General features: G+C 69.9%; 15 protein-coding genes. 6 read left to right on the plus strand and 9 right to left on the minus strand.

Translation table 11 applies throughout. From position 1 onward, the window contains the following. Positions 1–10: 10 nt before the first annotated feature. On the plus strand, positions 11–3,034 hold the full coding sequence (locus tag AB4Z18_RS07000; protein ID WP_441781968.1) for a bifunctional [glutamine synthetase] adenylyltransferase/[glutamine synthetase]-adenylyl-L-tyrosine phosphorylase: 3,024 nt from the start codon (positions 11–13) through the stop codon (positions 3,032–3,034). Positions 3,035–3,051: 17 nt separating this feature from the next. On the opposite strand, the gene AB4Z18_RS07005 is transcribed toward AB4Z18_RS07000, so the two are convergent. Together AB4Z18_RS07005 and AB4Z18_RS07010 are read right to left on the minus strand one after the other, a co-directional pair. After that, positions 3,052–4,287 (minus strand): RNA polymerase sigma factor, encoded by a 1,236-nt coding sequence (locus tag AB4Z18_RS07005; RefSeq protein ID WP_441781969.1) that lies wholly within the window; start codon positions 4,285–4,287, stop codon positions 3,052–3,054. Between the two features lie 28 nt (positions 4,288–4,315). Then, positions 4,316–4,744, minus strand: coding sequence for a YciI family protein (locus AB4Z18_RS07010; RefSeq protein ID WP_441781970.1), 429 nt, complete (start codon positions 4,742–4,744; stop codon positions 4,316–4,318). Positions 4,745–4,896: 152 nt separating this feature from the next. On the opposite strand from AB4Z18_RS07010, the gene AB4Z18_RS07015 reads away from it, so the two are divergent. Continuing rightward, positions 4,897–6,084, plus strand: a complete 1,188-nt coding sequence (locus AB4Z18_RS07015; RefSeq protein ID WP_441781971.1) for an acyltransferase family protein — start codon at positions 4,897–4,899, stop codon at positions 6,082–6,084. Between the two features lie 89 nt (positions 6,085–6,173). On the opposite strand, the gene glnA is transcribed toward AB4Z18_RS07015, so the two are convergent. Next, on the minus strand, positions 6,174–7,598 hold the full coding sequence (glnA, locus tag AB4Z18_RS07020) for a type I glutamate--ammonia ligase (protein WP_441781972.1): 1,425 nt from the start codon (positions 7,596–7,598) through the stop codon (positions 6,174–6,176). A gap of 189 nt (positions 7,599–7,787) precedes the next feature. Between glnA and AB4Z18_RS07025 the strand changes: the two genes are divergently transcribed. Beyond that, positions 7,788–8,210 carry an RDD family protein gene (locus tag AB4Z18_RS07025; protein ID WP_441781973.1) on the plus strand — a complete coding sequence of 141 codons (423 nt, stop codon included), beginning with the start codon at positions 7,788–7,790 and terminating at the stop codon, positions 8,208–8,210. A gap of 30 nt (positions 8,211–8,240) precedes the next feature. Here the strand turns inward: AB4Z18_RS07025 and AB4Z18_RS07030 are convergent, their stop codons facing one another. From AB4Z18_RS07030 to lipB, 3 genes are all read right to left on the minus strand, one after another. Further along, complete coding sequence (locus tag AB4Z18_RS07030; protein WP_441781974.1) at positions 8,241–8,936, minus strand: DUF4191 domain-containing protein; 696 nt, start codon at positions 8,934–8,936, stop codon at positions 8,241–8,243. A gap of 62 nt (positions 8,937–8,998) precedes the next feature. Further along, positions 8,999–9,988, minus strand: a complete 990-nt coding sequence (gene lipA, locus AB4Z18_RS07035; protein WP_441781975.1) for a lipoyl synthase — start codon at positions 9,986–9,988, stop codon at positions 8,999–9,001. Further along, positions 9,985–10,644, minus strand: coding sequence for a lipoyl(octanoyl) transferase LipB (lipB, locus tag AB4Z18_RS07040; RefSeq protein ID WP_441781976.1), 660 nt, complete (start codon positions 10,642–10,644; stop codon positions 9,985–9,987). Before lipB ends, lipA begins: the two co-directional genes overlap by 4 nt. Before the next feature lie 381 nt (positions 10,645–11,025). Here lipB and AB4Z18_RS07045 point away from each other — a divergent pair, with 381 nt between their 5' ends. Beyond that, positions 11,026–12,324 (plus strand): hypothetical protein, encoded by a 1,299-nt coding sequence (locus AB4Z18_RS07045; RefSeq protein ID WP_441781977.1) that lies wholly within the window; start codon positions 11,026–11,028, stop codon positions 12,322–12,324. A gap of 5 nt (positions 12,325–12,329) precedes the next feature. Here the strand turns inward: AB4Z18_RS07045 and sucB are convergent, their stop codons facing one another. From sucB to AB4Z18_RS07060, 3 genes are all read right to left on the minus strand, one after another. After that, complete coding sequence (sucB, locus tag AB4Z18_RS07050; protein WP_441781978.1) at positions 12,330–13,901, minus strand: 2-oxoglutarate dehydrogenase, E2 component, dihydrolipoamide succinyltransferase; 1,572 nt, start codon at positions 13,899–13,901, stop codon at positions 12,330–12,332. A 79-nt stretch (positions 13,902–13,980) separates the two neighbouring features. Beyond that, complete coding sequence (gene lpdA / locus AB4Z18_RS07055; protein ID WP_441781979.1) at positions 13,981–15,354, minus strand: dihydrolipoyl dehydrogenase; 1,374 nt, start codon at positions 15,352–15,354, stop codon at positions 13,981–13,983. 107 nt (positions 15,355–15,461) lie between these two features. Next, a complete protein-coding gene (locus tag AB4Z18_RS07060) occupies positions 15,462–16,952 on the minus strand; it encodes a leucyl aminopeptidase (RefSeq protein WP_441781980.1) in 1,491 nt (496 codons plus the stop codon). Between the two features lie 118 nt (positions 16,953–17,070). Here AB4Z18_RS07060 and AB4Z18_RS07065 point away from each other — a divergent pair, with 118 nt between their 5' ends. Further along, a complete protein-coding gene (locus tag AB4Z18_RS07065; RefSeq protein ID WP_441781981.1) occupies positions 17,071–18,000 on the plus strand; it encodes a proteasome assembly chaperone family protein in 930 nt (309 codons plus the stop codon). A gap of 71 nt (positions 18,001–18,071) precedes the next feature. Further along, positions 18,072–19,403, plus strand: a complete 1,332-nt coding sequence (locus tag AB4Z18_RS07070; RefSeq protein ID WP_441781982.1) for an MFS transporter — start codon at positions 18,072–18,074, stop codon at positions 19,401–19,403. Positions 19,404–19,518: the final 115 nt, after the last annotated feature.

Below are 19,518 nucleotides of genomic sequence, written 5' to 3' on the forward strand. Positions count from 1 at the left end.
CCCGTTCGTCGTGACCCGACAGCAGCTCTCCCTCACCGCCCTGGCGCGTGCCGGGTTCGTGGGGTTGAGCTCTGTCCGTGACGAGCTGGATGAGCTGGCCGAGCTCAGCGGCCTATCGACCGATGCGCTCATCGGAGCGCTGTCGGCGGCGGCCGACCCGGACACCGCGCTCGCGCTCTCCCTCCGTCTACTGCGCCAGGCGCCCGAGCATGCCCGGGCCGCGCTCGGCTCTGAGGAGGAGGCCCGGCGCCTGTTCCGCGTCATCGGCGCGTCGGAGGGTGTGGGGGAGTTCTTCCTCCGCCAGCCGGCGCAGCTGGACGCGCTCGCGGCGCCGATCGAGGGCCTCCCCACCGCCGACGAGTTTCGCGCAGACCTCCTCGATGCGGTCGGGGCGGTGGACGGCGTCGCGGTGAACGGCGAGGAGTCCGCCTGGGCCGCTCTGCGCATCCACTACCGGCGCCGTCTCGTGCAGCTGGCGAGCTTCGACCTCGAGCAGCCGGATCCGGTCGAGGGCTTCGACGCGGTCGCCGCCGCTCTCTCCGATCTCGCCGCCGCGGCCCTGGAAGCCTCACTCGCCGTCGCCCGGCGAATGACTATCGGCACCGGCCCCGGCCGTTTCCCCGAGGAGCAGGTGCGGGCGACCCGATTCGCCGTGATCGGGATGGGCAAGGCCGGCGCCCGCGAACTCAACTACCTCAGCGATGTCGACGTCATCTTCGTCACCGAGGGGGACGCCGAGGCCGGCGTCGAGCCGGGCCGTGCGGTCGACATCGCGACGCGACTGGCGATGCTGACGATGCGCGGCATCCACGAGCCGGCGATCGAGCCGGGCCTCTGGGAGGTCGATCCGAATCTGCGGCCGGAGGGCAAGGCCGGGGCGCTGGTTCGCACACTTGAGTCGCACGTCGCCTACTACGACCGCTGGGCGAAGGGGTGGGAGTTCCAGGCGCTCCTCAAGGCGCGGCCCCTCGCGGGCGACCTCGACCTCGGTGAGCGTTACGTCGCCGCCCTCGCGCCCAAGGTCTGGAGCAGCGCCTCCCGAGAGAACTTCGTCGAGTCGGTGCAGCGGATGCGCGAGCGCGTCACCGACAACATCCCTGACGACGAAGTGCACTACCAGGTGAAACTCGGCCCGGGCGGCCTGCGCGATGTCGAGTTCACCGTGCAGCTGCTGCAGCTCGTCCACGGGCAGACCGACGAACAGGTCCGTCAGCGCGACACCCTGTCGGCGCTGGCGGCACTGGCCGCCCAGGGCTACATCGGCCGCGAGGAGTCGGCCACCTTCTCGCGCGACTACCGTTCGCTGCGGCTGATGGAGCACCGCCTCCAGCTGCGGCGGCTGACCCGCACGCACCTGATGCCGCGCGACGAGGCGGACGTGCGCATCCTCGCCCGGTCGACCGGTCTTGCAGCGAACGCCGACCAGCTCCTGGTCCAGTGGAACGCGATCAAGCACCGCGTCCGCGGCCTGCACGAGCGGCTGTTCTACCGTCCGCTCCTGAGCGCCGTCGCCGCGGCGCCCGCGGACGACGCCCGGCTGGCCGGGGGAGCGGGCCTCACCAGCGAGCAGGCGGAGGCGCGGCTCGCGGCGATCGGGTTCCGCGATCCGCGCGGCGCGCTCGCCCACATCGCGGCGCTCACCTCCGGTGTGTCCCGGCGCGCCACCATCCAGCGGCACCTGCTTCCGGTGATGCTGCAGTGGTTCGCAGCCGGTCCCGACCCGGACTACGGCCTCCTGACCTTCCGGCGGCTGAGCGAGGAGCTCGGCGGCACGCACTGGTATCTGCGGATGCTGCGGGACTCGACCGGAGCTGCCGAGCGGCTGACGCGTGTGCTGTCGGGCTCCCGGTTCGCGGGCGAGCTCTTGGGTCGCATCCCCGAGTCCGCCGCGTGGCTCGAGTCGGAGGACGACCTGCGCCCGCGCCCCGCGGCGCTGCTGCGGGAGGAGACCGCGGCGATCCTCGGCCGGCACGAGTCGGTCGACACGGCTGCCGCTGCGCTGCGGGCCATGCGCCGGCGTGAGGTGCTGCGGCTGGCGCTGTCGGGCATCCTGGGCTTCGCCACCATCACGGAACTGGCGCACGGTCTGACCGACGTGACCGAGAACATCATCGCCGGCGTGCTGCAGGCGATCCGCTTGGCCCGCGGCGACGGCGACGAGCTGGAGTTCGCGGTCATCGGGATGGGCCGGTTCGGCGGCAGGGAGCTCGGCTTCGGTTCCGACGCGGACGTGATGTACGTGTTCCGACCGCTCGCAGCTGAGCAGGAGGCGGCCAACCGTGCCGCGCTCGCGATCGTGTCGGAGCTGAACCGCCTCACCGAAGACAATCGCCTCCCGCTCGACCTCGACATCGGGCTGCGCCCGGAGGGGAAGAACGGTCCGCCGGTCCGCTCCCTCGACTCCTACCGCGCTTACTACCGCCGCTGGTCGCTCACCTGGGAGGCGCAGGCGCTGCTGCGCGCCCGCGGTGTGGCCGGCGATGCGGGGCTGCTCGCCGACTTCGAGCAGCTCGCCGACGAGGTCCGCTACCCGGAGAGCATCGGCGAGCAGGCGGTGCGCGAGGTCAAGCGCATCAAGGCTCGCGTCGAGAACGAGCGCCTGCCCCAGGGCGCCGACCCGTCCCGCCACCTGAAGCTCGGTCGCGGTTCCCTGAGCGATGTGGAGTGGTTCGTCCAGCTCATCCAGTTGGAGCACGCCGCCGGCATCCCGGGGCTGCGCACCACCTCGACTCTGGATGCGCTGGCTGCGGCCGCCGAGCACGGCTTCGTGTCGGAGGAGGATGCGGCGCGCCTCCGCGATGCCTGGCTGTTCGCCTCCCGGACGCGCTCGGCCATGACCCTGTGGGCGGACAAGACGGCCGACGTGCTGCCCTCCGACCGTGTCGCCCTCGACGGGGTCGCCCGGCTCATGGAGTACCCGCCCGGGTCGGCGAGCCGCCTCGAGGAGGACTACCTCGCGGTGACGCGCCGCGCCCGCCAGGTCTTCGAGCGCTCCTTCTACGGCATCCAGCCACGCCCCGCACCCACCGGCTGAGTTCGTGGCGCGCGGAGTCAGGCGTCGCGCAGGTGGGCGGCCTTGGCGAGCAGGACGTCGCGCTCGCGCTCGTTCGCGGTGAGCCCGGCGGCCGTGGTCAGCTCCGACACCGCCTCGTCGGTTCGTCCCAACTGCGCCAGCAGCTCTCCCCGCACGCTCGGGAGAAGGTGCGAGCCGCGCAGCGCGTCCTGCGCGACCAGCGCATCCACGATCCGTAACGCGCTCGCAGGCCCGGTCGCCATCGAGACGGCCGCCGCCCGGTTGAGCTCGACCACCGCGCTCGGCGCGATCCGGCCGAGCGCCTCGTAGAGCACCACGATCCGGTCCCAGTCGGTGTCCTCCGCCGTCGTGGCCACCGCGTGGCATTCCGCGATGGCCGCCTGCAGAGCGTACGGGCCACGCCCGCGACCGAGACTGTCGGCGCGGGCCAGTGCGGCACGACCGCGGACGATCTGCGCCCGATCCCAGCGCGTCCTGTCCTGCTCGGTCAGGAGGACAGGCGTCCCGTCGGCACGGGTACGTGCGGGAAAGCGCGCGGCCTGCAATTCCATCAGGGCCACCAAGGCGTGCGCCTCCGGCTCGCGGGGGAGCAGGGCCGTCACTGTGCGGCCGAGGCGGAGGGCTTCGTTCGCCAGCTCGCTCCGCATCCACTCCCGTCCGGTGGTCGCCGCGTAGCCTTCCGTGAACACCAGATAGACGACGCTGAGCGCACCCGCGAGCCGCGCCTTCCACTCGGACGGCTCGGGGGAGGCGAACGGGATGCGCGCCGCCGCGATGGTCTTCTTGGCCCGCACGATCCTCTGCTGGATCGTTGCGACCGGGACGAAGTACATCCGCGCGATCTCTGCTGTGCTCAGCCCCGCGACGATGCGCAGCGTCAGGGCCACCTGCCCCTCCCGGGAGAGGGCCGGATGGCACGCGGTGAAGACGAGGCGAAGCACGTCGTCGTCGATCGGCTCCCACCGGTCATCGGCCGCTTCCTCCAGCGTCGCCGCGATCGCGCGGTAGCGGTCGTCGAGGCCTTCCCGCCGGCGCCAGTGGTCGATCGCGCGGCGCTTGGCGACGGCGGTCAGCCAGCCGCCCGGATTGTCGGGCACCCCATCCCTCGGCCACTGCCTCAACGCTTCGACCAGCGCCTCCTGAGCGAGATCCTCGGCCAGGACGACGTCGCCCGTCACCTTCGCCAGGGTCGCGATAACGCGCGCCCCGTCGATGCGCCAGACGGCGTCGACCCGCGCCGGGATCCCGTTCACGGTGTTCTGGCCTCGAGCCTGGCCGCGCTCACGCCTTGTCTGCGGCGGCTCGCCACTCGTTCTCCTTCTGAATCCACTCGTTGTCGGCGTAGGCCGCGAAGTCGCTCTCGTCGGTCACGCGCCGCACCTCGAGCTTGGATCCGGGCCCGAGCGGGCAGCGACTGGCCCACTCCGCCGCTTCCTCCTTCGAGCTGACCTCGATAATCCAGAAGCCGTTGAACAGCTCGTGCGTCTCCCCGTAGGGGCCGTCGGTGATCGCGGGCGGCGTTGTCGAGAAGTCCACGACGAAACCGGTGGTGGCCACGTCGTCCGCGAGACCATCACCTGCGAGCAGGACGCCCGCCGAGATGAGCTGCTCGTTGTACTGGCCCATGCGGGCGATGACCTCGTTGAAGTCCATCTCCTCGTAGGCCTCCTTGGCGGCGTCGTTCGAGCGCATGATCAGCATGTACTTCACGGGTGTCTCCCTCAGTCCCGGGGTGCTTCTCTCGCACCCTCCTACCATCGTGTCGAACGGTGGACGAAAAGGTCGACACGCTCCAAGAAAATACATTCGCGGGCTCCGATTCGGGGTGCGCGTTTCGGCCGCGCGCGGGATATCCTGACAAAGTGAGTAATACTCAGGGACAGCGATATGCGTCGCTGGATGGACTCAGAGGGGTCGCATCCCTCGTAGTCATCGGCTACCACGCACTCCTCGTGGTGCCCGCGATCTCGGCCCTGTATGTCGACAAGGTGAACCCGGCGGCGTTCAGCCTCGAATGGTGGCTGTTCCACACGCCGCTCCGCCTGCTGTTCGCCGGGCACGAGGCGGTGCTGGTGTTCTTCGTGCTCTCTGGATTCGTGCTCACGCTGCCTTTCCTCAAGAGGCCACCGACCGGGCGCAGCACCCTCGCGTACTACGGACGCCGCATCGTGCGCCTGTATGTGCCGGTCTGGGCCTCGGTCGCGCTGGCGTTCGGTCTGGCCGTGGCCGTGCCCCGCGACCCGTCGATGGGCGGCTGGATGGGTACTCACCACGCCCCGACGCTGAGCAGCACGTGGCATGACCTGACCCTGCTGTTCGGAACCTCCAATCTGAACAGCCCGCTCTGGTCGCTCACCTGGGAGGTCTGGTTCTCCCTGCTCATGCCGGTGATGTTCCTGCTCATCCGGGCGACCCGTGCTGCGCGCTGGTGGTGGGCGGCCATCCCGCTGCTGATGGTCATCTCGGCGGTGGCGCGGTTCGATGCCTTCCGCCACGCGCTGCCTGCCGCGTGGATCACCGCGGACCTGTTGCAGTACCTGCCCGTCTTCGCGATCGGGATGCTGCTGGCCTTCAACCGCGACCGGCTCACCGCGACGGCGTCCCGCATCCGCACCTGGTGGCCGATCGTCGCCGGAGCCTTGCTGCTCACGGTCAGCCCGACGGTCATCGCCCCGAACGGCTATGGACCGCTCCAGGCGTTCGCCTACCTACTCAGTCTCACCGGTGTCGCCGCCATCGTGGTGCTCGCCTTCGCTTCCCCTGTGCAGCGACCGCTGGAGGCGCGACCGGTGCAGTGGGCGGGAACGCGCTCCTTCAGCATCTACCTCGTCCACGAGCCGATCCTGGTCGCGGCCGCGCTGCTCGTCGGTGCGAACGGCTGGTGGTGGCTGCTCATCGCGGCGGCGCTCATCCCGGTCATCCTGCTGACGGCCGAGGTGTTCCACCGCTTCGTCGAACGTCCCTCGATCACCCTCTCGCGCAAGGTCGGGCGGGCGATCGAGGCCCGGCGGCCCGCGCCGGTCGTGCCGGTGGCGCAGGAGAACGTCTGACGCTTCTGCTGTCATCCGCGGGAGGGCCGGATACGCAGAAAGGGCCGCATCCGTAGTGGATGCGGCCCTTCCGGTGAACGATTCGCGGATCAGACCCCGTAGTACAGCTCGTACTCGAACGGGTGCGGACGCTGCGCGAGGGGCTTGATCTCCTTCTCGCGCTTGTACTCGATCCAGGTCTCGATGAGCTCCGGGGTGAACACGCCGCCCGCCGTGAGGAAGTCGTGGTCGGCCTCGAGCGCGTCGAGCGCCTCGCCGAGCGTCGCCGGCACCTGCGGGATGTTGCGTGCCTCCTCCGGCGGGAGCTCGTAGAGGTCCTTGTCGACCGGCTCGTGCGGCTCGATGCGGTTCTTGATGCCGTCGAGGCCGGCCATGAGCTGGGCGGCGAACGCGAGGTACGGGTTGCCGGAGGCGTCGGGCGCACGGAACTCGATGCGCTTCGCCTTCGGGTTGCTGCCCGTGATCGGGATGCGGATCGACGCCGAGCGGTTGCCGGCCGAGTAGACCAGGTTGACCGGGGCCTCGAAGCCGGGGACCAGGCGGTGGAACGAGTTCACCGTCGGGTTCGTGAAGGCGAGAACCGCGGGGGCGTGCTTCAGCAGACCGCCGATGTACCAGCGCGCGATGTCCGAGAGCCCGCCGTAGCCCGCCTCGTCGTAGAACAGCGGCTTGCCGTCGTTCCACAGCGACTGGTGCGTGTGCATCCCGGAGCCGTTGTCGCCGAACAGGGGCTTCGGCATGAAGGTGGCCGTCTTGCCCCACTCGTTAGCCGTGTTCTTGACGATGTACTTGAACTTGAGGATGTCGTCCGCCGCGTGGACCATCGTGTCGAAGCGGTAGTTGATCTCGGCCTGGCCGCCGGTGCCCACCTCGTGGTGTGCGCGCTCCAGGATGAGGCCCGCGTCGATCAGCTTGAGCGAGATGTCGTCGCGCAGGTCGGCCTGCTTGTCCACCGGGCTGACCGGGAAGTAGCCGCCCTTGTAGGGGGTCTTGTTGGCCAGGTTGCCGCCCTCTTCGACGCGGCCCGAGTTCCAGGCGCCCTCCTCCGAGTCCACGGAGTAGAAGCTGGAGTTCTGCTTCACCTCGTAGCGCACGTCGTCGAAGATGTAGAACTCCGCCTCCGGGGCGAAGAACGCGGTGTCGGCGATGCCGGTGGAGGCGAGGTACTTCTCGGCCTTCTTGGCGACCTGGCGCGGGTCCTTCGAGTAGATCTCGCCGTTGCGCGGGTTGTAGATGTCGAACACCATGATCAGCGTGCGCTCGGCGCGGAACGGGTCGACGTAGGCGGTCGACACGTCCGGGATCAGCTGCATGTCGGACTCGTGGATCGACGCGAAGCCGCGGATCGAGGAGCCGTCGAACAGCTGTCCGACGGAGAAGAACTCCTCGTCGACGGTCGAGGCGGGGATGTTGAAGTGCTGCTGCACGCCAGGAAGGTCGGTGAAGCGGATATCAAGGAACTTGACGTCGGTGTCCTTGATGAACTTGAGCACCTCAGACGAATCACGGAACATGCGGACGACTCCCAATGGCTTTGCGGGTGACCGGACTGCGCGTGCAGCCCACGTCAAAGCTAGAGGGAGGGGGTTTCCCGGGGGTCACGCGAATGTTTCCGGCATGTTACGGGTACCCGGGCCGGGGATGGGCGGCGCTGATTTCCTGAGTTCAGGATCGGCCCTGTCGCGCTCGCTACAATCGGGCACGTGCCGCAGAACCCCACGAACCGTCCGGGCAACATCGCCCCCAGCCGCTATCCGGGCGAGCGACTCGGCCTTCCCGAGGCCGGTCCACGCTCGGTCGGGCGGGTCGGCCGTCGAATCGGGGCCATCGCGATCGACTGGGCGATCGGGTCCCTGCTGTCGTTCGCGTTCTTCCGCTACGACTCGTGGGCGACGATCCTCATCTTCGCCGCTCTCCAGGTCGTCTTCATCCCGACCATCGGCGGCAGCATCGGGCATCGGGTGCTCGGGATGCGCGTGGTCGCGGTGCGCGGGGGCTGGGTCGGCGTCTGGCGGCCGGTCGTCCGCACGCTGCTGCTGTGCATCGTCATCCCGGCCCTGGTCTGGGATTCGGACCAGCGCGGGTTTCACGACAAGATCGCGGGAACCGTCCTCATCCGCGCCTGACGTCCGCGGGACGACGCGCGAAGGGCTAGGTCAGCGTGCGCGCTGCGCGCGCACCTTCATGGGGTCGATGCCCTTCGGGATGGGCATCTGGTTCTCCATCGACTGGAGGCGGTTGCTGATCGCGAGCACCTCGGCCTTGGTGAGGGTCGGCTTGATCTTGGCCAGCCTGCGCGGGACCTTGTGGAGCGGAACCGAGTCCGCATCCGGGCCCACGCTGATGATCGTGACGGGCACATTCGGCAGCACGCGGTTGACCTTGCGGCGCTCCTCGTCGACCATGCGCTTGGTCCGGGTCGCGGGGCCCTCGCTGATGAGGACGACGCCGCCGCGGCCGGTCGCCCGGTACACCGCATCCTGCGTCTTGCCGTTGACCGCGACCGGCATCTCGGAACCGCGCCAGCTACGCTTCAGCGACGAGCGCAGCACAGCGCCCACGGCGCCGGGCTGACCCTCGATCTGCGAGTAGGCGGCCCGCTCGGCACGGCGGCCCAGGATGATGAGCGCGAGCAGGACGCCGGCGAGCACGCCCGCGACGATCCACAGCACCATCGTGAAGATGTTGCCGCCGGAGAGGAACACGGCGAGCAGGACGCCGAGAAGGATCGGGAGGACAGCCCCGAGCGCGATGTACAGCACCGCACGGTCGTCGTAGCGACGGGTCATCTGGAAGACCTGCCACATCTGCTTCAGACGGCCGGGCTCCTTGGTGGACTTGTCCTTTGCCATAGCTCCAAGGATACCGGCTCGGCGAGGTTTCAGATGACCCGTTCGCTACGGGGAGAGCGGTCTCAGGAGACCGCTTGCGCGAAGCCGAGGGATGCGTCGGCCAGGTGCTGCAACTCGGCCGGCACCGGTCGTCCCTTCGCCGCCATCGACTGCGCCCACAGCCGCCCGGCGCGGTACGACGACCGCACCAGCGGGCCCGCCAGAACGCCGAGGAACCCGATCTCCTCCGCCTCCTCCTTCAGCTCGACGAACTCGTCCGGATGGACCCAGCGGGCGACCGGCAGGTGGCGCGGACTCGGCCGCAGGTACTGCGTGATGGTGATGATGTCGGTTCCTGCGTCGTTCAGGTCGCGCAGGGCGGTACTGATCTCATGACGCTCCTCGCCCATCCCGAGGATGAGGTTGGATTTGGTGATCAGTCCGGCGGCGCGTCCCTGGGTGAGCACATCCAGCGACCGCTCGTAGCGGAACGCCGGGCGGATGCGCTTGAAGATGCGCGGGACGGTTTCGACGTTGTGCGCGAAGACCTCCGGCCGCGCGGAGAACACCTCGGCTAGGTGCTGGGGGTTGCCGGAGAAGTCCGGCACCAGGATCTCCACGCCGGTTCCCGGCGACTGCCGGTGGATCTCACGGATCGTCTCGGCGTACAGCCACGATCCCTCGTCCTCCAGGTCGTCGCGGGCGACCCCGGTGACGGTCGCGTAGCGCAGCCCCATCCGCTGGACGGACTCACCGACACGCCGGGGCTCGTCCCGGTCGAAATCGGCCGGTTTCCCGGTGTCGATCTGGCAGAAGTCGCAGCGGCGCGTGCACTGCGAGCCGCCGATGAGGAAGGTGGCCTCGCGGTCCTCCCAGCACTCGTAGATGTTCGGGCAGCCCGCCTCCTGGCACACGGTGTGCAGGTCCTCCGACTTCACCAGGCTCTGCAGCTGGCGGTACTCGGGCCCCATCTTGGCCTTCGTCTTGATCCACTCGGGCTTGCGCTCGATCGGGGTCTGGGCGTTGCGGACCTCGAGGCGCAGCATCCGGCGCCCCTCGGGAACGGCGCTCACGCGACGGCCTCCGCTGAGGTGAACTCCAGGTCGAACGCATCCTGAACCAGTGGCGCGACCTCCTGCGGGGTGACGGTGCGGCCCAGCACGCGCGAGATCGTGGTCACCCCGGCGTCTCGGATGCCGCACGCGACGATGCGGTCGTACGCGTCGAGGCTGTTGGAGCAGTTGAGCGCGAAGCCGTGCATCGTGACGCCTTCAGCGACACGGATGCCGATGGCGGCGATCTTCTCGTCGCGGTCGGCTCCGGGGCTGTGCGCGGGTCGCATCCAGACGCCGGATCGGCCTTCGATCTGCTCGCCGGTGACCCCGAGACGTGCGAGGACGTCGATGAGGACCCGTTCGAGCGCGCGGACGTAGCCGACGACGTCGATGGGATCGTGGAGGCGGAGGATCGGGTACCCCACGAGCTGCCCTGGCCCGTGCCAGGTGATCTTTCCGCCGCGATCGACGTCGACGACGGGGGTTCCGTCGGTCGGACGTTCGCTCGGGTCGGTGCGCTTGCCCGCGGTGTACACGGGCGAGTGCTCGAGGAGGATGACGGTATCGGGCGCCCGGCCTGCGACGACAGCGGCGTGCAGGGCACGCTGCTGCTGAAGGGCCTCGAGATACGGCACGGAGTTGGCGCTTAGCCCCGTGACGTCATACGTGGTCACCCGGTCAGTCTATGCGGGCGTCCCGCCGATCGCCGACGTGTCGAGAGATGTAGGTGCGGGATGTGCCGATGTGCTCACAGCAGGATGGCGAGGGGAACTCTCCACAGATAATTCGGCGGAAGGCCTGCGACGGGCGATTCGGGCTGGAATGAACAGGTGATTCCCCTTCGCTTGTCATCGCGTTCCCGGCCCGTGGGCCCCGCTGAACTCCTGCGCGCGGGGAGGGCTATCGCCTCCCGCCGGGGGTGGGAGGTGCACGGGAGTCCCGGCGGAACTCCCGACGATCCTCCCGGCGAGACGCGCCTCGTCGTTTCGGGCAGCGGGCTGCCCGGGCGCTGTCTCCTCCGTGTGCGCCCGCGTCGGGTCGCCTTCGGTCCGGCCGTGGATGTGCTCGCGCGCCGGGCAGGTGCGAGCGAGCACGTGGTGGGTGTGGTGGACGAGCCGCCGGTGCCACGGCTGCGGGGCGCCGAGTTCGATGCCGTGCTGCTCGGGCACGCCCAGGGTGGCACTCTCGAGACGCTGCTCGCCGTGCGCCGCGGAGTGCGGGGAGGGGAGGCGGCGACGATCCTGCTCGGCGTGGCCGCGGGTATCCGTTCGTTGCACGAGGGCGGATGGAGCGCACCAGAACTGACGCCGGCGAGCGTCGTGTTCGTGGGCGACGGCTGTCCGGCTCTGGACGCTCTGGACCAGGCCGTCGAGTGGACGCCGTCGAGCGCCGTCGCCGATGCCGAAGCGTTCTACGGGCTCGCCCGTGGCCTCTGTCTGCAGGTCGCCGATGGGACGGGGATGATGCTGCTGTCCTCCGTCGAGACGGGGCTGCGTGAGGGGAGTTGGAGCGCGGTTGAGGAATCGATCCTGAGGACGGTCGCCCCGGAGGCGGTGCGCCTGACGGGCGAGTCACTGCCCGGCGATTCGGTGGACGCGGTGCCGGCCGCGGGCATCGCGTCGGCACGTTCCCCCGAAGCCGGTGCGCCTCGGAGCAGAGGAAGGGAAGTGGGCGTTGGCGGAAGGCTCGGCTCGCTGCTCGGCTCGGCGATGGATGCTCTGGACGACAGCCCTGGTCGGGTCCTGGTCAACTGGCTGCGCGGACGGGTGCGGCGCCAGCCCGCGCTCGTCGTGATCGGACTCGTGCCCGTCGCGGCGGCGCTGGCGCTGATCGTGCTGCTGCCCGCCTCTCCCGCGGAAAGTGCGTCTGCCGTGGGGAGTCCGCCTCCAACTCGAGCTTCGTCGGTCGAGGACGCGCACCGAGCGACGGCGTCACCGACTCCCGCGTCGACGGACGTGCCTGTGGCGTCAGCCCCCGCCACGACGGAGGCGCCACCCGCGAAGACAGCGGCCGGAGCAACGGCCGCGGCGGACGATCCGGTGGATGCGGCACGCGCCTTGCTGGGCGCGCGGCTGGCCTGCTTTCGGGCCCGACCGCCCGCAGCGGCATGCCTGGAGGACGTGCTTGACGGCACCTCGGCCCTGATGGGAGAAGAGAGCGCGGCGCTCGGTGCCACCGGCGCCGGAGCATCGCGGGACTACTCGGGTGCCCGGTTGAGTCTGGTGGAGAGCTGGGGCGGCGCTGCTCTGGTGAGTGTCGTGCCCGACGCAGCGCGGACGCCGAAAAGCAAACCGGCTTCGCTCCTGCTGGTGAGGAGCGAAGCCGGTTGGCGCTTGCGGGCGGTGTTCCCGTGAGCGGGTCAGATACCCAGGTTGGCCTCGAAGTTGCCGCCTTCGAGGCGGTTCTTCACCGCGACGAGGAAGCGGGCCGCGTCGGCGCCGTCCACGATGCGGTGGTCGTAGGACAGGGCGAGGTAGACCGTCGACCGGATGGCGATCGAGTCGCTGCCGTCGGCCGAGACGACGACCGGCTTCTTGGCAACGATGCCGGTACCCAGGATCGCGACCTGCGGGAGGAACACGAGCGGGGTGTCGAACAAGGCGCCACGCGAACCGGTGTTGGTCAGCGTGAACGTCCCGCCGGCGAGCTCGTCGGGCTTCAGCCGGTTGTTCCGGGTCCGCTCGGCCAGGTCAGCGATCTCCGCGGCGAGGCTCGCGATGTCCAGCTCCGAGGCGTTCCGCACCACCGGGGTGAGGAGGCCACGCTCGGTGTCGACCGCGATCGAGAGGTTCTCGTGATCCGGGTAGACGATGCTGTCGCCGTCGACCGTCGCGTTGATGACGGGGTACGTCTTCAGCGCCTCGGCGGCGGCCAGAGCAAAGAACGGGAGGAAAGAGAGCTTCACGCCGGTCTTGGCCAGGAAGTCGCCCTTCACGCGGTCGCGGAGAGCGGCGACCTTCGTGACGTCGACCTCGACCACGCTGGTGAGCTGTGCGGTCGACTGCATGGAGACGACGGCGCGCTCGGCGACGACCTTGCGCAGGCGCGACATCGGCTGCGTGGTGCCACGCAACGGCGACACCTCCGGAGTCGGAGCGGCCGCGGCCGCCGGAGCCGCCGACTCGGACGCGGCGGGAGCGGCAGCCGAGAGGATGTCCTCCTTGCGGATGCGCCCGCCGACACCGGTTCCGGTGACGGTGGAGAGGTCGACGCCCTGCTCGTTCGCGAGCTTGCGGACGATCGGGGTCACGTAGCCGGCGTTGCCGGCGTGGGCGCCGCCCGATGATGCGGGGGCGGCGGCGGGCTGGGCCGGAGCCGCCGGAGCCGGCGCCTGAGGGGCGGGAGCGGCCTGGGCGGGAGCCTGCTGCGCAGGCGCCTCCGGCGCGGGCGCGGCCTGCGCCACGGGCGCAGCCTGCTGAGCGGGGGCAGCCTCAGCGGGAGTCGCCTCCTGTGCGGGAGCTGCCTCCTGTGCGGGAGCGGCCTGCTCTGCGGGCGCTGCCTCAGCGGGAGCTGCTTCCTGGGCGGGCTCGGCCTGGGCCGGCGCGGCCTCCTGGGCCGGGGCGGGCTGCTCAGCCGGCGCCGCCTGCTCGGCCGGCGCGGGCTGCTCAGCCGGCGCGGCCTCCTGGGCGGGCGCAGCCTCCGCCGGAGCGGCCTCGGCGGCCGGAGCAGCAGGCGCCTCAGCGCCCGCGCCGGAGCCGTCACCGATCGTCACGAGCGCTGTACCCACCTCGACGGTCTCGTCCTCCTGCACCAGGATCGCCTCGATGACGCCGGCGACCGGCGACGGGATCTCGGTGTCGACCTTGTCGGTCGAGACTTCGAGCAGGGGCTCGTCCACCTCGACACGGTCGCCAACATTCTTCAGCCAGCGTGTGACCGTGCCTTCCGTGACGCTCTCGCCGAGCGCCGGGAGGCTGACGGATTCGCTCATGAGCTTCTCTCCTTCAAAACCTGATCGTTCAGTAGCTTATTGCAGGCGGGTCCGCGCGAGACGGACCCGCCTGGTCGTCCTAGAGGGTGTGCAGCGGCTTGCCGGAGAGGTACAGGAACGCCTCGCCGAGCGACTCGTTCTGCGTCGGGTGCGCGTGCACCAGCGGAGCGATGTCCTCGGGGTAGGCCTCCCAGTTCACGGCGAGCTGCGCTTCTCCGATGAGCTCGCCGACGCGGGCGCCGATCATGTGCACGCCGACCACGGGGCCGTCGTTCACGCGCACGACCTTGACGCTGCCGTTGGTGCCGATGATCTCGCTGCGGGCGTTGCCGGCGAGGCTGTAGTCGTAGCTGGTGACGCCCTCGGCGCCGTACTTCTCGACGGCCTTCGCCTCGGTCAGGCCGATGGACGCGACCTCCGGGTCGCAGTACGTGACCTTGGGGATGTTGACGTCGGGGATGACGATCGGGTTGAGCCCGGCGATCTCCTCAGCGACGAAGATGCCCTGCTGGAAGCCGCGGTGGGCGAGCTGCAGGCCGGGAACGATGTCGCCCACGGCGTAGACGCCGGGGATGTTGGTCGCGAGGCGCTCATCGGTGATGACGAAGCCGCGGTCCATGGTGACCCCGACCTCCTCGAAGCCCAGACCCTGGGTCAGCGGGCCGCGGCCGACGGCCACGAGCAGCAGGTCGGCCTCGACGGTGTCGCCGTTCTCGAGGGTGACGACGACGCCCTCCTCGTTCTGAGTGACGCCCTGGAAGCGGATGCCGAGACGGTAGTCGATACCGCGGCGGCGGAACGCACGCTCGAGCGACTTGCTGATCGACTCGTCCTCGTTCGGGACGAGGTGCGGCAGCGCCTCGATGATCGTGACCTCGGCGCCGAACGACTTCCAGACGCTCGCGAACTCGACGCCGATGACACCGCCGCCGAGCACGGCGACCTTCTTCGGGACGAAGTCGAGCTCGAGCGCCTGCTCGCTGGTGATCACGCGGCCGCCGATCTCGAGGCCCGGAAGCGAGCGCGAGTAGGAGCCGGTGGCCAGGATGACGTTCTTGCCGACGATCTTGTCGTCGCCGACCTGAACGGTGGTGGGGGAGACGAGACGGCCTTCGCCCTCGATGACGGTGATGCCACGGGCCTTCACCAGGCCCTGGAGGCCCTTGTACTTCTTCGCGACGATGCCCTGGCGGTACTGGGTCACGCCGTTGATGTCGACGCCCTGCAGCTGCGTGACGATGCCGTACTTGGACGACTCCCGCGAATAGTCCGCGACCTCGGCCGCGTGGAGCAGCGCCTTGGTCGGGACACAGCCGCGGTGCAGGCAGGTGCCGCCGACCTTGTCCTTCTCGATCATGCCGACGGTGAATCCGAGCTCGGCCGCACGCAGCGCTGCTGCGTAGCCTCCACTCCCACCGCCGAGCACCACAATGTCAAAGTTCTGCTCAGACACCCAGCTACTCCCTCGCGCATCAGGATCATGTGACACGATGTGCCGCCCAGGAGGGGTGGCTCCGGGAGGCGTGTTGATGGGCGGGATTTCCCGCCCATACGACCCTACTACTTCCCGGAAAAGCTCTCGGCCAGACGGATGAGCGCCCGTACGCTGACGGCGGACGGGCCCTTGCCGGTGAAGCCGTAAGGCGCGGCGGGGCTCTTCGCGGGACCTGCGATGTCGAGGTGCGCCCAAGGGATGCGCGGCGCGTCGTCCTCCTCGCCGGTGCGCCCGACGAACTCCTGCAGGAACACTCCGGCGAGCAGGGCTCCGCCGGCGGTGTTGCCCGGATTTGCGTTCGCGATGTCGGCGACATCCGAGTTGATCGTGGCGCGCAGCTCGCCCGGGAGCGGCATCGGCCAGAGCAGTTCGCCGGTCTCCTTCGCAGCGGTGAGCACGTCGTCGACGAGGTCGTCGGAGCCCATCACGGCGGCGTACCGCGTGCCGAGCGCGACCATGGCCGCCCCGGTCAGGGTCGCCACGTCGACGATCGCATCCGGGTGCTCCTCGCTGGCGGCGACGAGGCCGTCGGCGAGCACCAGGCGGCCCTCGGCGTCGGTGTTGAGCACCTCGACGGTGCGTCCGCCGCGGATGCGGAGCACGTCGTTGGGCCGGATCGCCGAGCCGGACGGCATGTTCTCGGCGAGGCACAGCCAGGCCGTCACCCGCACCGGCAGCGCGAGCCGCGCGGCCGCCAGGGCGACGGCGAGCACCGTCGCGGCTCCCGTCATGTCGTACTTCATGCCGACCATCCCGGTGGCAGGCTTCAGCGAGAGCCCGCCCGAGTCGAAGGTGATGCCCTTGCCCACGAGCGCGAGCTGGCGCGCCCCGCCTTCGGGGGCGTACGACACCTTCACCAGGCGGGGCGGACGCGTCGAGCCCTGGCCGACGCCCAGGATGCCGCCGAACCCGTCGGCGGCCAGCTGCTCCTCATCCCAGACGGTCACCGTCACGGGAAGGTCGGATGCGGCCCGCTCGGCGCGGTCCGCGAAGGTCTCGGGGTAGAGGTCCAGCGGGGGAGTGTTCACCAGGTCCTTGACCAGCGCCGCCGCCTCGGCCACCGCGCCGGCGCGCGCGACCAGCGCATCCGTGTCGGCTCCCGCGGTCGCACCCAGCACCTCGATGGAGGCCACCGGATCCTTCGCGGCGGCCCGGCTCTTCTCCCGATACTCCGTGAAGGCGTAGGCGCCCAGGGCCGCGCCCTCGACGATCGCCCCGAGCTGGGCGTCGTCCTCGGCGGGGAAGTCGATCGCGACGGCCGCGGTGCCGGCCAGCTGCCGCACGGCGCTGCCCGCGGCGTACCGCAGGCCGTCCTCGCCGCCGTCGGGGAGGCCGATCACGGCGAGCGACGGGCCGGACCCGTCCCCGGGCAGCCGCACCAGCTCGTCCTTGCCGCCCGCGAAGCCGACCTCGCGCAGCTGCTGCGCGAGCTCCTCCTGTCGTGACCCGGAGAGCACGGTCACGCCGTCGCGCCCGGCCCGGGCGGCGACCACGAGCACGTCGGCCGAGGTGGTGGGGGTGGATGCGTCGGTCACGTTCAGTGCAGGAGCGGTCATGCCTCGACCCTAACCCGCAGCCGGCGGGCGGACGGCTCGCGCGCGTGTTCGCTGTGGGCGTGCCCGCACGCGGCCCGGAGCCGGCATCCGCCACCGGGGTCCGCTCTAGAGTTGACGTATGCGTGACCCCGGCGAACTGTTCGAGCTCAATCCGGCCCTCCAGGTGCCGGAAGGGTTGCCGCTCGTGGCCGGCCTGACCGGCTTCGCGGATGCGGGCTCCGGCGTGAGCCAACTGGGCACCTATCTGCTCGGAACGCTGGACAGCGAAGTGGTCGCCACCTTCGATGCCGACATCCTGCTCGACTACCGCGCGCGCCGTCCGATCATCTACTTCGACCAGGACCACCTGACCGACTACCAGCCCGCGACGCTCAAGCTGTACCTCGCCTACGACGAGCTCCGCCAGCCGTTCCTGCTGCTGTCCGGCTTCGAGCCCGACTTCCGGTGGGAGGCGTTCACCGACGCCGTTCTCGGACTGATCGAGCGCTTCAAGGTGAAGAGCATCACCTGGGTGCACGCCATCCCGATGCCCGTGCCGCACACCCGTCCGATCGGCGTAACGGTCAGCGGCAACCGCACCGAGCTCATCGAGTCGATGTCCATCTGGAAGCCGCACACGCAGGTCCCCGCCAATGCGCTGCACCTGCTCGAGTACCGGCTGCAGAAGCTGTCCTATCCCATCGCCGGGTTCATCCTGCTCATCCCGCACTACCTCGCGGACACCGAGTACCCGGCAGCCGCGGTAGCGGCGCTCGACTCGATCAGCGCCGCGACGGCCCTCATCTTCCCGACCGACCGGCTGCGCCAGGAGGACCGCGACTTCATCGCGAACATCGACGAGCAGGTAGCCGGCAACGCCGAGCTCGGCCGTCTGGTGGGAACGCTGGAGGAGCGTCACGACTCCTATATGGAGGACACGCAGCTGCGTTCGCCGCTGACCGACAGCGACGGCGAGCTGCCGAGCGCCGACGAGATCGCGGCGGAGCTGGAGAACTTCCTCGCCTTCCGCCGTCACGGCGACGAGGAGAACCCGCGCGGGGAGCGCTGAGCGCACACCCCGCGGTCGTCGGGGCATCGATCCGGGCCGACCCGATCCGCAGGCGGGCGTAGGATCGTTCGGTGAATTCGCGTCGCTCCTGGGTCGTCTACGGGATCGGCGTCTTCGCCTACCTCATCGCGGTCATGCAGCGCACCACGATCGGTGTCGCGGGCGTCGCTGCGACCGACCGGTTCCACGTCTCGGCGTCTGTTCTGTCGACGTTGGCGGTCGTCCAGCTCATCGTGTACGCGGGCATGCAGGTGCCGGTCGGCGTGCTGATCGACCGGATCGGTTCGCGCGTCCTGATGCTCGTCGGCACCGCGCTCATGGTGATCGGGCAGGTCGCTGTAGCGCTCGCACCGACCATCGCCATCGCGATCGTCGGACGCATCCTGGTCGGGGCGGGGGATGCCACCGTCTTCACGTCGCTGATGCGGCTGACGAACTCGTGGTTCCGCGGGCGGATCGTGCCGCAGCTGTCGCAGTGGATCGGCAACGTCGGTCAGCTCGGCCAGGTGCTGTCGGCCGTCCCGTTCGCCCTGCTGCTGCACCTCTCGGGGTGGACGGTCGCGTTCCTGTCCGCCGCGTCGCTCTCGCTCGTCGCGCTCGTGGGCATCCTGATCGGTGTCTCCGACCGTCCGGTGGGCGCGAGCGAGGGGCCGCGGCCGGCGACCTGGTCGGATTCGTTGCGGCAGCTGCGCATCAGCCTTTCCCGGCCCGGCACCCAGCTGGGCTTCTGGTCGCACTTCGTGACCCAGTCGTCCGGGACCGTGTTCAGCCTGATGTGGGGCATCCCGTTCCTGGTGTTCGCGATCGGCATCGAGCCGGCGGAGGCCTCAGCGCTGCTCACCGTGTTGGTGGGCGCCGGCCTGATCTCAGGACCGATCCTCGGCATCCTCACCGCGCGGTTCCCGCTGCGGCGCAGCAATCTGGTGCTCGGGATCGTCGCCCTGATGGCGGCGGCATGGACGCTGGTGTTGCTCTGGCCGGGCGAACCACCGCTGTGGACGGTGATCGTCCTGATCGCGGCCATCGGGATCGGCGGCCCCGGTTCGCTGATCGGGTTCGACTTCGCGCGCACCTTCAATCCGCTGCACAGCCTCGGATCGGCGAATGGGATCGTCAACGTCGGCGGCTTCCTCGCGAGCTTCGTGATGATGTTCCTGATCGGGGTCTCGCTCGACGTCCAGGCGCACGGCGCCGAGGGCGACGCGCAGCTGTACCAGCTCGACCACTTCCGCTGGGCGTTCGCCATCCAGTACGTCATCGTCGGGATCGGCGTGGGCTTCCTGGTGCGCGCGCGGCGGCGCACCCGGCGCGTTCTGAAGGACGAAGAGGGAATAGAAGTGGCCCCTCTGTGGGTTGCACTCGTCGGAGCGTGGAGGAGGCGCGGGGGGCGCGAAGCGCTGTAGGGCGCGAGAACAGCGTCCCGATTCGATCCGAGATGGCCAATCGTGGTCGGGGGCTCACGTGGAACGTGCAATAATTAACGTCTGGACCCGTTCATGTCCCTGGGCCGGAGCATTC

The sequence above is a fragment of the Leifsonia sp. 2TAF2 genome, assembly GCF_052115085.1.
Classification (GTDB): Bacteria; Actinomycetota; Actinomycetes; order Actinomycetales; family Microbacteriaceae; genus Leifsonia.